8 protein-coding genes are annotated in these 13,276 nt (G+C 69.5%); 4 read left to right on the top strand and 4 right to left on the bottom strand.

Going from position 1 to position 13,276, the window contains the following annotated elements; translation table 11 throughout:
- Positions 1–5 precede the first annotated feature (5 nt).
- Entirely contained in the window at positions 6–596 is a 591-nt protein-coding gene (locus ACFUNE_RS03235; RefSeq protein WP_383561623.1) for a GNAT family N-acetyltransferase, read from the bottom strand.
- A 241-nt stretch (positions 597–837) separates the two neighbouring features.
- Here ACFUNE_RS03235 and secA point away from each other — a divergent pair, with 241 nt between their 5' ends.
- Entirely contained in the window at positions 838–3,660 is a 2,823-nt protein-coding gene (gene secA / locus ACFUNE_RS03230; protein WP_383561621.1) for a preprotein translocase subunit SecA, read from the top strand.
- A gap of 284 nt (positions 3,661–3,944) precedes the next feature.
- Here secA and ACFUNE_RS03225 read toward each other — a convergent pair whose 3' ends face one another.
- Positions 3,945–4,361, bottom strand: coding sequence for an Rv3235 family protein (locus ACFUNE_RS03225; RefSeq protein WP_383561619.1), 417 nt, complete (start codon positions 4,359–4,361; stop codon positions 3,945–3,947).
- A 279-nt stretch (positions 4,362–4,640) separates the two neighbouring features.
- On the opposite strand from ACFUNE_RS03225, the gene ACFUNE_RS03220 reads away from it, so the two are divergent.
- The 3 genes from ACFUNE_RS03220 (at position 4,641) to ACFUNE_RS03210 (ending at position 11,327) form a co-directional block, all read left to right on the top strand.
- The gene (locus ACFUNE_RS03220; protein ID WP_383561617.1) at positions 4,641–5,147 is read left to right on the top strand and encodes a DUF6912 family protein; all 507 of its coding nucleotides are present in this window, start codon (positions 4,641–4,643) and stop codon (positions 5,145–5,147) included.
- A 47-nt stretch (positions 5,148–5,194) separates the two neighbouring features.
- Positions 5,195–5,866 (top strand): HAD family hydrolase, encoded by a 672-nt coding sequence (locus tag ACFUNE_RS03215; RefSeq protein WP_383561615.1) that lies wholly within the window; start codon positions 5,195–5,197, stop codon positions 5,864–5,866.
- 430 nt (positions 5,867–6,296) lie between these two features.
- Positions 6,297–11,327, top strand: a complete 5,031-nt coding sequence (locus ACFUNE_RS03210) for an NAD-glutamate dehydrogenase (RefSeq protein ID WP_383561613.1) — start codon at positions 6,297–6,299, stop codon at positions 11,325–11,327.
- A gap of 82 nt (positions 11,328–11,409) precedes the next feature.
- Here the strand turns inward: ACFUNE_RS03210 and ACFUNE_RS03205 are convergent, their stop codons facing one another.
- Positions 11,410–12,210 carry an ABC transporter ATP-binding protein gene (locus ACFUNE_RS03205; RefSeq protein ID WP_383561611.1) on the bottom strand — a complete coding sequence of 267 codons (801 nt, stop codon included), beginning with the start codon at positions 12,208–12,210 and terminating at the stop codon, positions 11,410–11,412.
- A complete protein-coding gene (locus ACFUNE_RS03200; RefSeq protein WP_383561609.1) occupies positions 12,203–13,144 on the bottom strand; it encodes an ABC transporter permease in 942 nt (313 codons plus the stop codon). Before ACFUNE_RS03200 ends, ACFUNE_RS03205 begins: the two co-directional genes overlap by 8 nt.
- Between the last annotated feature and the right edge of the window lie 132 nt (positions 13,145–13,276).

Raw genomic sequence — 13,276 nt, 5'->3', positions numbered from 1 at the left:
GAACCCTAGAGGGCGCCTCTGACATCGGGGGCCGGCCGATGGGGGTGGGTGCCGGGCAGGCCCAGATCGGCGGGGAGCAGCGCGCCGGTCCAGGTGTCACGCCGTATGCCCTTGTTGAACAGCGCCGACCGCTGGTCACCCTCCATGCGGAAGCCGGCACGCAGGGCGACCGACCGCGACGGTTCGTTGCCGATCTCCGCACGCCACTCCAGCCGGTCCGCGCCGAGGGCGGTGAAGGCCCAGCGGGCGGCCGCGAGCACCGCCTCGGTCGTGAAACCGGTGCCGCGGTGCTCCTTCGCCGTCCAGAAGCCCACCTCGTAGGTGCCGGGGAGGCCGCACCGGTTGATGCCCAGCGCACCGACGAGCGGTCCGCCGTCCCGCAGCAGCACCGCGAAGTTGTACGCCGTGTCGTCCTGCCAGCCCGAGGGTGAGAGCTTCCGGGTGAAGAGCTCCGCGTCGGCACGGGTGTACGGGGACGGGACAATTGTCCAGCGCTGGATCTCCGGATCCTGGCAGGCGGTGTACGCCGCGTCCGCGTCCTCGGGCGCGAAGGGCCGCATGAGCAGGCGTTCAGTGGTGAGGGCGGTGGGTTCCATGCAGGAATTCTGGTGATGCGGAGCGCGGGATGCGAGCACTTTTCGGTGCTTCCCGGCACCTTCCGTCCCTTCCGTCCGTTGTCCTGGAAGGGTGCGGCGGGGAGAACGCGGCAGCAGCCCTCCCGGCGTGGCGGGGTCCTCGCTTACGATGGCCGTTGCGGTGGGGCCCACCTGCCGTGCCCGCGCCAGAGTCCATCACACGACCCAGTGCCAGGCCCGACCGGCAAGGAGACCAGCCTCAGTGTCCGTCTTCAACAAGCTCATGCGTGCAGGCGAAGGCAAGATCCTGCGCAAACTGCACCGCATCGCGGACCAGGTCAGCTCCATCGAAGAGGACTTCGTCAACCTCTCCGACGCCGAGCTGCGGGCGCTCACCGACGAGTACAAGGAACGGTACGCGGACGGCGAGAGCCTGGACGACCTGCTTCCCGAAGCATTCGCGACCGTCCGTGAGGCCGCGAAGCGCGTCCTCGGACAGCGCCACTACGACGTCCAGATGATGGGCGGTGCCGCCCTGCACCTCGGCTTCGTCGCCGAGATGAAGACCGGTGAGGGCAAGACCCTCGTCGGCACCCTGCCCGCGTATCTCAACGCGCTCTCCGGCAAGGGCGTGCACCTGATCACGGTCAACGACTACCTGGCCGAGCGCGACTCCGAGATGATGGGCCGGGTGCACAAGTTCCTCGGCCTCGAGGTCGGCTGCATCATCGCCAACATGACCCCGGCCCAGCGCCGTGAGCAGTACGCCTGCGACATCACGTACGGCACGAACAACGAGTTCGGTTTCGACTACCTCCGCGACAACATGGCGTGGTCCCAGGACGAGCTCGTCCAGCGCGGCCACAACTTCGCGATCGTCGACGAGGTCGACTCGATTCTCGTCGACGAGGCCCGTACCCCGCTGATCATCTCCGGTCCGGCGGACCAGGCCACCAAGTGGTACGGCGACTTCGCCAAGCTGGTCACGCGTCTCACCAGGGGTGAGGCGGGCAACCCGCTGAAGGGCATCGAGGAGACCGGCGACTACGAGGTCGACGAGAAGAAGCGGACCGTGGCCATCCACGAGCCCGGTGTCGCCAAGGTCGAGGACTGGCTCGGGATCGACAACCTCTACGAGTCGGTGAACACCCCGCTCGTCGGTTACCTCAACAACGCGATCAAGGCCAAGGAACTCTTCAAGAAGGACAAGGACTACGTCGTCATCGACGGCGAAGTCATGATCGTCGACGAGCACACCGGCCGTATCCTCGCCGGCCGCCGCTACAACGAGGGCATGCACCAGGCCATCGAGGCGAAGGAAGGGGTGGACATCAAGGACGAGAACCAGACGCTCGCCACGATCACCCTGCAGAACTTCTTCCGCCTGTACGGCAAGCTCTCCGGCATGACCGGTACGGCGATGACCGAGGCCGCCGAGTTCCACCAGATCTACAAGCTCGGCGTGGTGCCGATCCCGACGAACCGGCCGATGGTCCGCGCCGACCAGTCGGACCTGATCTACCGCACCGAGGTCGCGAAGTTCGCCGCGGTCGTCGACGACATCGCCGAGAAGCACGAGAAGGGGCAGCCGATCCTGGTCGGCACGACCTCCGTCGAGAAGTCCGAGTACCTCTCGCAGCAGCTCTCCAAGCGCGGTGTCCAGCACGAGGTCCTCAACGCCAAGCAGCACGACCGTGAGGCGACGATCGTCGCCCAGGCGGGCCGCAAGGGCGCCGTCACGGTCGCCACGAACATGGCCGGCCGAGGCACCGACATCAAGCTCGGCGGAAACCCGGACGACCTCGCCGAGGCGGAGCTGCGCCAGCGCGGCCTCGACCCGGTGGAGCACGTCGAGGAGTGGGCTGCGGCCCTGCCCGCCGCGCTGGAGAAGGCCGAGCAGGCCGTCAAGGCGGAGTTCGAAGAGGTCAAGGATCTCGGCGGGCTGTACGTCCTGGGTACCGAGCGTCACGAGTCGCGCCGTATCGACAACCAGCTGCGTGGCCGTTCCGGCCGTCAGGGTGACCCGGGCGAGTCCCGGTTCTACCTCTCGCTGGGCGACGACCTGATGCGCCTGTTCAAGGCGCAGATGGTCGAGCGCGTGATGTCGATGGCGAACGTCCCCGACGACGTGCCGATCGAGAACAAGATGGTGACCCGGGCGATCGCCTCCGCGCAGTCGCAGGTGGAGCAGCAGAACTTCGAGACGCGTAAGAACGTCCTGAAGTACGACGAGGTGCTCAACCGGCAGCGCGAGGTCATCTACGGTGAGCGTCGCCGCGTCCTGGAGGGCGAGGACCTGCAGGACCAGATCCGCCACTTCATGGACGACACGATCGACGACTACATCCGTCAGGAGACCGCGGAGGGCTTCGCCGAGGAGTGGGACCTCGACCGGCTGTGGGGCGCTTTCAAGCAGCTCTACCCGGTGAAGGTCACGGTCGAGGAGCTCGAGGAGGCCGCGGGCGACCTGGCCGGTGTGACCGCGGACTTCATCGCCGAATCGGTCAAGGACGACATCCACGAGCAGTACGCGGAGCGCGAGAAGACCCTCGGCTCGGACATCATGCGTGAGCTGGAGCGCCGCGTGGTGCTGTCCGTCCTGGACCGCAAGTGGCGTGAGCACCTCTACGAGATGGACTACCTCCAGGAGGGCATCGGCCTGCGGGCCATGGCCCAGAAGGACCCGCTGGTCGAGTACCAGCGCGAGGGCTTCGACATGTTCAACGCCATGATGGAGGGCATCAAGGAGGAGTCCGTCGGCTACCTGTTCAACCTGGAGGTCCAGGTCGAGCAGCAGGTCGAGGAGGTCCCGGTGCAGGAGGGCGCGGAGCGCACCTCGCTCGAGAAGCAGGACGCGCCGGTGGCCGCCGGGGCAGGTCGCCCCGAGATCCGGGCCAAGGGCCTGGACGCGCCGCAGCGTCCGGACCGGCTGCACTTCTCCGCTCCCACGGTGGACGGAGAGGGCGGCGTCGTCGAGGGAGACTTCTCCAACGGTGACGGTGCGCGGTCCGAGGGCGACGGGACGACGCGTGCGGAGCGCCGCAAGGCGCAGAAGAGCACGGGTGGCCGCCGCCGCAAGAAGTAGCGCGCGGCACACCTGGACGAACGGCCTGGCCCGGACACCCCCTCGGTGTCCGGGCCAGGCCGTTTGCCGGGCTTCTCAGGGCTCGGGGCGGGGTGGCTGCTCCCACGTGCGCAGAGAGACGTCGGCGGGCCGCTGGAGCCGTTGTGTGCGGCCCTGGCGGGGTGTGTCCCTGACCGCTCCCGCTCGTTCCGGCAGGGAGTCCCGGCAGGGAGCCCGGCGGGAGAGCCCCTGCGCAGGCCCGGCGGGAGCCGCGGAGAGGGTGGCGGAAGAGTGCCGGGCGCCCGCTATCTGACGGCGGGGAGGCGTTCGCCGCCCAGGTCGATCGCCGCGCAGCGCCAGCGGAGGTCGGGCCCCTGCTCCAGGCGGAACGCCATGGCGCGGACGTGTTCGCCCGTGGCGATGCTGGCGAAGGCCTCGACCACGCCGGTGGCCGGCTGGCTGCCGTGGCAGGCGCGCACGACCGGCCGCCTGCACCCCGCACCGAGAGGGGCGTCAGGGGCGAGTTCGGCGAGCTGGTCGTAGGCCTCGCCGATCGTGTGGCCGAGCATCCAGTGCACCGGGCGCTGCCCGCTGAGCACCGCGAGCAGGCGTTCGGCGAACCACTGGTGCGGGCGCAGCGGCCTCCGGGGCCGTTGCGGCGGTACGGTGCCCGGCCTGCTGCGGTCGCGTCGTCCGGCCGGCCTCGTCCTGTCCGTGCTCATGCTGGTAGCCCCCGTGGCTGCTGTCCGGAGCCCGGTGAGTACCGGGCGGTAACTTCTGCTGGGGATCTTCTACGGGGCCGGTCCTCGGCCCCGCAAGCGGCGAGGGGGCCCGACCGGGTGCCGGGCGAGATCACCTATCCGGGTGGCAGGCCCCGCGCCGCAAGGGAGGAGCGGGGGTGACGGTCGTCGCGCGGTGGACAGCAGGGGGTGGATCGGCAACCCCGAAGGGGGACGTCGCACGTATCCTGAGGGCGTCATCGACTACGAAAGCGGTCAGCCATGCGTGTGTACGTCCCCCTGACCCTCTCCGGTCTTGCCGCGGTGCACGCGGCGGGCGAGGTCGGACCGGGGCCGCTGACCGCCTACGCCGTGACGCCCGCTCTGCGCGAGTGGTACGTCTCCGACGACATCGAGGAGCTGGAGTACGCGGCGCTGAACCGGGCCGCCGCCGCCTCGCTGCGGTTGATCGCGGGCAAGCCGGACGAGGTCCGGCGCCGGGCCGTCGTCGCCCTCGACGTGCCGGACGGAGCGGTTGTCGCCGATCCGGACCACATCCTGGACGCGTCGTCCATCGGCGAGGTGCGGATCGCGGACGCGGTGGCGCTGTCGAAGGCCGCCGCCGTGCACGTGGACGCCGATGACGCGGAGAAGGACGTCGCCGCGGCCGCCGCGGCGCTGGGAGCCGCGGACACCGGTGACGACGACGCCCGGTTCACCGTGGACGGCGCGGAGGACCACGAGCTCCTGTGGTTCGGGATCCAGGAGATCCCCGGCCTGATCAGCTGAGTGCCGTGCCCGGGTGAGTGTCGTACCGGGCGGGTATTTTTCTCTCCATGGCGACATCGGGGAAGCACCGCACACATCTGGTCTGGGACTGGAACGGCACACTGCTCGACGACATCACCGCGGTGCTCGGCGCGACGAACGCCGCCTTCGCGGAGGTCGACCTGGCACCGCTCACGCTGGAGCAGTACCGCGAGACGTACTGCGTGCCGATACCCAAGTTCTACGAGCGGCTCATGGGCAGGCTGCCCACCTCTGCCGAGTGGGAGCGGATGGACGGCCTCTTCCACCGCCACTACACCGAGCAGCGGGTGGCCTGCGGCCTGACCGAGGGTGCCGAGGAGCTGCTGGCCCGGTGGAGCGTCGGCGGCCGCAGCCAGTCGCTGCTGAGCATGTACGGCCACGAGTACCTGGTCCCGGTGGTGCGTGGGTACGGCATCGAGCGCCATTTCGTCCGGGTCGACGGCCGTACCGGCCCCTCGGGCGGCAGCAAGGCACAGCACATGGCGCGCCACTTCGAGGTGCTCGGCGGCATCGCTCCCGAATCCGCGGTGGTCATCGGTGACGCGGTGGACGACGCCGTGGCGGCGGCCCACGTGGGTGCGCGCGCGGTGCTCTACACCGGCGGTTCGCACAGCCGCAGCAGTCTGGAAGCGGCGGGTGTGCCCGTGGTCGACACCCTGGCCGAAGCCGTCGCGCTGGCCGAGCTGATGGCTGACTGACCCTCGGACGGGGAGTGCAGCCGCACGGCGGACCGAGCGCGGGCCGGGCGCCGGACCGAGCGTCTGCCCGGGTGTGTCTCCTTACGTGCGGGAACGATCCGGTGCGATGTCCAGAGTGTCAAAGTTCGGGGCCTTCTTTTGTACATATGCGGCTCATGACGGTTGTGGGTGCAAGGGGGATAGCCTGGTGCGGTGATCAGCGCGATACGCCTCGGGGGCAGCGAAGCCCCCGGCCTGCGCCCGGAGTGCCACAGCACCCGGGCGATGCGTGATCTCCGCGTCCCGGGCCGTCTGCCGAAAATGGCCGATACGGTCCCGGACATCTCCCCAGGCGGCATAGCGTCGACCCAGACCGGAATCCCCGCGTCGTGGCGGTACGCCGACTTTTACACCTACGTCACGCAACGGCGCGCGACAGGAGCCAGAGGACATGCAGACCAAGCTGGACGAAGCCAAGGCCGAGCTGCTCGCACGGGCGGCCCGGGTAGCTGACAACAGTCCGGGCGGTGGTGTCGGTGGCCCGGGTGGCGGCCTCCGGGTCCGCCTTGCCGAAGGCACCGGAGCAGAGGACGGCACCGAGGACGGCCGGGACGACCGGCCGGGCCGGGACGTACTGCTCGCCTATCTCCAGCGCTACTACCTGCACACCGCTCCGGAGGACGTGAAGGACCGCGACCCGGTCGACGTCTTCGGTGCGGCTTCCTCCCACTACCGGCTGGCCGAGAACCGCCCGCAGGGCACCGCGAACGTCCGGGTGCACACCCCGACCGTCGAGGAGAACGGCTGGACGAGCAGCCACTCCGTCGTCGAGGTCGTCACCGACGACATGCCCTTCCTGGTCGACTCGGTCACCAACGAGCTGTCCCGGCAGGGCCGCGGCATCCACCTCGTGATCCACCCGCAGGTCGTCGTCCGCCGTGACGTCGCCGGCAAGCTGATCGAGGTGTTCGGCGAGGACCCGGCCAGGGGCAACGGCGCGAAGCGGGGCGAGGGCCGCAAGGAGGCCCGGGCCGAGCTGCCGCACGACGCGCTCGTCGAGTCGTGGATCCACGTCGAGATCGACCGGGAGACGGACCGCGCGGACCTGAAGCAGATCACCGCCGACCTGCTCCGCGTCCTGTCCGACGTACGGGAGACCGTCGAGGACTGGGACAAGATGCACGACGCCGCCCTGCGGATCGCCGACGACCTCGGGGCGGAGCCGCTGGACGAGCTGGGCGAGGAGGAGGTCGAGGAGGCCCGCGAGCTGCTGCGCTGGCTCGCCGCCGACCACTTCACCTTCCTCGGGTACCGGGAGTACGAGCTCCGCGACTCCGACGCGCTGACGGCCGTCCCCGGCACCGGTCTCGGCATCCTGCGCTCCGACCCGAAGCACAGCGAGGACGAGGCGCACCCGGTGAGCCCGTCCTTCGACCGGCTGCCCGCCGACGCCCGGGCCAAGGCGCGTGAGCACCGGCTGCTCGTCCTGACGAAGGCGAACAGCAGGGCGACGGTGCACCGCCCCAGCTACCTCGACTACGTCGGGGTGAAGAAGTTCGACGCCGAGGGCAACGTCGTCGGTGAGCGCCGCTTCCTCGGCCTGTTCTCCTCCGCCGCGTACACCGAGTCCGTGCGCCGGGTTCCGGTCGTGCGCCGCAAGGTCGCCGAGGTGCTGGAGGGCGCGGGCTTCACGCCCAACAGCCACGACGGCCGGGACCTGCTCCAGATCCTGGAGACGTACCCGCGCGACGAGCTCTTCCAGACGCCCGTCGACCAGCTGCGCTCAATCGTCACCTCCGTGCTGTACCTCCAGGAGCGCCGCCGGCTGCGGCTCTACCTGCGCCAGGACGAGTACGGGCGCTACTACTCCGCCCTCGTCTACCTGCCGCGCGACCGCTACACCACCGGGGTGAGGCTCCGCCTGATCGACATCCTCAAGGAGGAGCTGGGCGGCACCAGCGTCGACTTCACGGCCTGGAACACCGAATCGATCCTCTCCCGGCTGCACTTCGTCGTCCGGGTCCCGCCGGGCACCGAGCTCCCGCACCTCACCGACGCCGACGCGGACCGGATCGAGGCGCGCCTCGTCGAGGCCGCCCGCTCCTGGGCCGACGGCTTCCAGGAGGCGCTGAACGCCGAGTGCGGTGAGGAGCGCGCCGCCGAGCTGCTGCGCCGTTACGGACAGTCCTTCCCCGAGGGCTACAAGGCCGACCACTCGCCGCGTGCCGCCGTGGCCGACCTGGTCCACCTCGAGGCGCTGAAGAGCGAGCACAAGGACTTCGCGCTCAGCCTGTACGAGCCGGTCGGCGCCGCTCCCGACGAGCGACGCTTCAAGATCTACCGGACCGGGGAGCAGGTCTCGCTCTCCGCGGTCCTCCCCGCTCTCCAGCGGCTCGGCGTCGAGGTCGTCGACGAACGTCCGTACGAGCTGCGGTGCGCCGACCGCACGCACGCCTGGATCTACGACTTCGGGCTGCGCCTGCCGAAGAAGGCCTCGGGCAACGGCGACCACCTCGCCGACGACGCCCGGGACCGCTTCCAGGAGGCGTTCGCCGCCATCTGGACAGGCGAGGCGGAGAACGACGGGTTCAACAACCTGGTCCTGGGCGCCGGACTCGACTGGCGTCAGGCCATGGTGCTGCGCGCCTACGCGAAGTACCTGCGCCAGGCGGGTTCGACCTTCAGCCAGGACTACATGGAGGACACCCTCCGCAACAACGTCCACACCACCCGCCTCCTGGTCTCCCTGTTCGAGGCCCGGATGTCCCCGACCCGCCAGAAGGCCGGGACGGAGCTGACGGACGGGCTGCTGGAGGAGCTGGACGGAGCCCTCGACCAGGTCGCCTCGCTGGACGAGGACCGCATCCTGCGGTCCTTCCTCACGGTCATCAAGGCCACGCTGCGGACCAACTACTTCCAGCTGGCCGACGACCACGAGCCGCACAACTACGTCTCGATGAAGTTCGATCCGCAGGCCATCCCGGACCTGCCGGCACCCCGCCCGGCGTACGAGATCTGGGTCTACTCGCCGCGCGTCGAGGGTGTCCACCTGCGCTTCGGCAAGGTCGCCCGCGGCGGGCTGCGCTGGTCGGACCGCCGGGAGGACTTCCGTACGGAGATCCTCGGCCTGGTCAAGGCGCAGATGGTCAAGAACACCGTGATCGTGCCCGTGGGCGCGAAGGGCGGGTTCGTGGCCAAGCAGCTGCCGGACCCGGCCGTGGACCGTGACGCCTGGCTCGCCGAGGGCATCGCCTGCTACAAGATCTTCATCTCGGCCCTGCTCGACATCACCGACAACATGGTGACGGGCGAGGTCGTGCACCCCTCGGAGGTCGTGCGCCACGACGAGGACGACACCTATCTCGTCGTCGCCGCCGACAAGGGGACCGCGAGCTTCTCCGACATCGCCAACGACGTCGCCGTCGCGTACGGCTTCTGGCTCGGCGACGCCTTCGCCTCCGGAGGCTCGGCCGGTTACGACCACAAGGGCATGGGCATCACCGCCCGCGGTGCCTGGGAGTCCGTGAAGCGGCACTTTCGCGAGCTGGGCCACGACACCCAGACCGAGGACTTCACCGTCGTCGGCGTCGGCGACATGTCCGGTGACGTCTTCGGCAACGGGATGCTGCTCTCCGAGCACATCCGGCTGGTCGCGGCCTTCGACCACCGGCACATCTTCATCGACCCGAACCCGGACGCCGCCACCTCGTACGCCGAGCGGCGCCGGCTCTTCGACCTGCCGCGCAGCTCCTGGGCGGACTACGACAAGGACCTGCTGTCCCCCGGCGGTGGCATCCACCCGCGTTCCGCCAAGTCGATCCCGGTCAACGCGCACATCCGCGCCGCGCTCGGCATCGAGTCCAAGGTCACCAAGATGACGCCCGCCGAGCTGATGCAGAACATCCTCAAGGCCTCGGTCGACCTGGTGTGGAACGGCGGCATCGGTACGTACATCAAGTCGACGGCCGAATCGAACGCCGACGTGGGTGACAAGGCCAACGACTCGATCCGGGTCGACGGGGCGGATCTTCGGGCCCGTGTCGTCGGTGAGGGCGGCAACCTCGGGGCCACCCAGCTCGGCCGGATCGAGTTCGCCCGGGCCGGCGGCCGGATCAACACCGACGCGATCGACAACAGCGCCGGTGTGGACACCTCCGACCACGAGGTGAACATCAAGATCCTGCTCAACGGCCTCGTCCGCGACGGCGACATGACCGTGAAGCAGCGCAACAAGGTGCTCGCCGAGATGACCGACGAGGTCGGACAGCTCGTGCTCCGCAACAACTACGCGCAGAACGTCGCGCTCTCCAACGCCTGTGCCCAGGCCCCGTCGCTCCTCCACGCCCACCAGCGCTTCATGCGCAGGCTCGGCCGCGAGGGGCACCTGGACCGGGCGCTGGAGTTCCTGCCGAACGACCGTCAGATCCGCGAACTGCTGAACCACGGCAAGGGTCTCAGCCAGCCGGAGCTGGCCGTGCTGCTCGCCTACACCAAGATCACGGCGGCCGACGAGCTGATCTCCACCAGCCTGCCGGACGACGCCCATCTGCAGGGGCTGGTGCACGCCTACTTCCCGAAGCAGCTGAGCGAGAAGTTCCCCGAGGCGGTCGACGCGCACGCGCTGCGCCGCGAGATCATCACGACGGTGCTCGTCAACGACACGGTGAACACCGGCGGCTCGACGTTCCTGCACCGGCTGCGGGAGGAGACCGGGGCGTCGCTCGAGGAGATCGTGCGGGCCCAGTTCGCCGCCCGTGAGATCTTCGGCCTCTCCGCCGTGTGGGACGCCGTGGAGGCGCTCGACAACACGGTGGCCGCCGACGTGCAGACCCGGATCCGGCTGCACTCGCGGCGGCTGGTCGAGCGCGGATCGCGCTGGCTCCTCGGCAACCGGCCCCAGCCGGTGGAGATCGCGGAGACCATCGGCTTCTTCCGCGAGGGCGTCGAACGCGTCTGGAACGAGCTGCCCAAGCTGCTCAGGGGCGCGGACATCGATTGGTACCGGTCGATCCTCGACGAGCTCACCTCGGTGGGGGTCCCCGAGGAGCTGGCGGTGCGGGTGGCCGGTTTCTCCTCCGCCTTCCCGGCGCTGGACATCGTGGCGATCGCGGACCGTACGGACAAGGACCCGCTGGCCGTCGCCGAGGTGTACTACGACCTCGCCGACCGGCTGGGGATCACGCAGCTGATGGACCGGATCATCGAGCTGCCGCGGGCCGACCGCTGGCAGTCCATGGCCCGCGCCTCCATCCGCGAGGACCTCTACGCCGCGCATGCCGCGCTCACCTCGGACGTACTGGCCGCCGGCAACGGCACGTCGTCGCCGGAGCAGCGGTTCACGGCCTGGGAGGAGAAGAACGCCGCGATCCTGGCGCGTTCACGGGCCACCCTGGAGGAGATCCGGGGTTCGGAGTCCTTCGACCTGGCGAACCTGTCGGTGGCGATGAGGACGATGCGGACCCTGCTGCGTACGCACGCCTGACCCGGAGCGGCCGTCCGGGCCGCTGACGAAGCCGTCCGCCGGACGGGCCCCTGCGGCCCGTCCGGCGGACGGCTTCACGCCGTCACTTCTTGGATTTCCTCGGCTTCGCCGGTCCGGTGAACTCCTCGTACGCGGCCACGACCTCCTTGGCCGGGCCGTCCATCCGCAGGGTGCCCGCCTCGAGCCAGATCGCCCGGTCGCAGGTGTCGGTGATCGACCGGTTGCTGTGGCTGACGAGGAACACCGTGCCGGCCTCCTCGCGGAGCTCCATGATCCGGTCCTTGCTGCGCCGCTGGAACTTCGCGTCGCCGGTGGACAGTGCCTCGTCGATCAGCAGCACGTCATGGCTCTTGGCGGCCGCGATGGAGAAGCGCAGCCTCGCCCCCATGCCCGAGGAGTAGGTCCGCATGGGCAGGGTGATGAAGTCGCCCTTCTCGTTGATCCCGGAGAAGTCGACGATGTCCTGGTAGCGCTCGCGGATCTGCTGTCGGGTCATGCCCATGGCCAGACCGCCGAGCACGACGTTGCGTTCCCCGGTCAGGTCGCTCATCAGGGCGGCGTTCACACCGAGCAGGGAGGGCTGACCCTGGGTGTGGACCCTGCCCTGCGACGGGGGAAGCAGTCCGGCGATCGCCTTGAGGAGCGTCGACTTGCCGGATCCGTTGGAGCCGATCAGGCCGATGGCCTCGCCCTTGTACGCGGCGAAGCTCACGCCCTTCACCGCGTGCACCTGGCGGGCACCCCGGGGCTGCCGACGCGACACGATCCGGTTGAGGGCGGACGTCGCGCTGCCCTTCCCGGTGCGGGCGCCGTTGACCGTGTAGGTGATGTGGACGTCGTCGACGACGACGGTGGGCACTCGGGTGTCGAGGGTGTCAGCCACGTCCGTACCTCTCCTCGGCCTTCCAGAAGTAGACGAAGCCGCCGATGCCGCAGACCAGGGCCCAGCCCGTCGCGACGGCCCACACGTGCGGGGGCAGCTGCGCGCCGGTGAAGCTGTCGATCAGGGCGTAGCGCATCAGATCGATGTAGACGGCCGCCGGGTTGCACTCCAGGGCGAGGAGCGCGAGCCGCGGTACCCGGTCGGCGGTGAGCAGGGTGTCGAGGCTCCACATGACGCCCGACGCGTACATCCAGGTGCGCAGGAGGAAGGGCGTCAGCTGGGCGATGTCGGGGGTCCTGGCCGCCAGCCGGGCCATGACCATCGAGATGCCGGTGTTGAACAGGGCCTGCAGGGCGAGCGCGGGGATCGCCAGCAGCCACGACGGCCGCGGGTACTGGCCGAACGCCAGCAGGATCAGGAACAGCGCGCCCAGGGAGAACAGCAGTTGCTGGAGCTGCTGGATGGCCAGGGCGATGGGCAGGGACGCCCGGGGGAAGTGGAGGGCCCGGACGAGTCCGGTGTTGCCGCTGATGGCCCGGGTGCCGGCCGTGATCGAACTGGCGGTGAAGGTCCAGATGAAGACCCCGGTGACCAGGAAGGGCACGTAGTCGGGGACTCCGTGCTTGGTGTTCATCAGGACGCCGAAGATGAAGTAGTAGACCGTCGCGTTGAGCAGCGGGGTCATGATCTGCCAGATCTGGCCGAGCTTCGCCTGGCTGTACTGGGCGGTCAGCTTGGCCGTGGCGAAGGCGGTGATGAAGTGCCTGCGCCCCCAGAGCTGCCGGACGTACTCGCCGAGCTTCGGCCGGGCCCCGCTGACGGTCAGACCGTGCCGGGCGGCGAGCGCGGCCAGCTCACCGGCCGCGTACACGGGGAGGTGGGTGGGGGGTGCGGTGTCCACCGGGGCCGGCGGGGCTGCTGTCTGGCTCACCACGGTCGCTTTCGACGAGGGGCGGGGGGGGGAACACGACGAAGGGTTCTTTCGATGGGACGGCACCGTATCGTCGCAACGCTGACAGTAGGACGTTTGTACGTCGCAACGCAACCGTTTCGTCGTTACGGACTA

This window comes from Streptomyces sp. NPDC057287 (genome assembly GCF_042667905.1).
In the GTDB taxonomy this organism is placed as follows: domain Bacteria; phylum Actinomycetota; class Actinomycetes; order Streptomycetales; family Streptomycetaceae; genus Streptomyces.
Note: the sequence above shows the minus strand (reverse complement) of the source record. Positions and strands in the feature narration are given on the sequence as shown.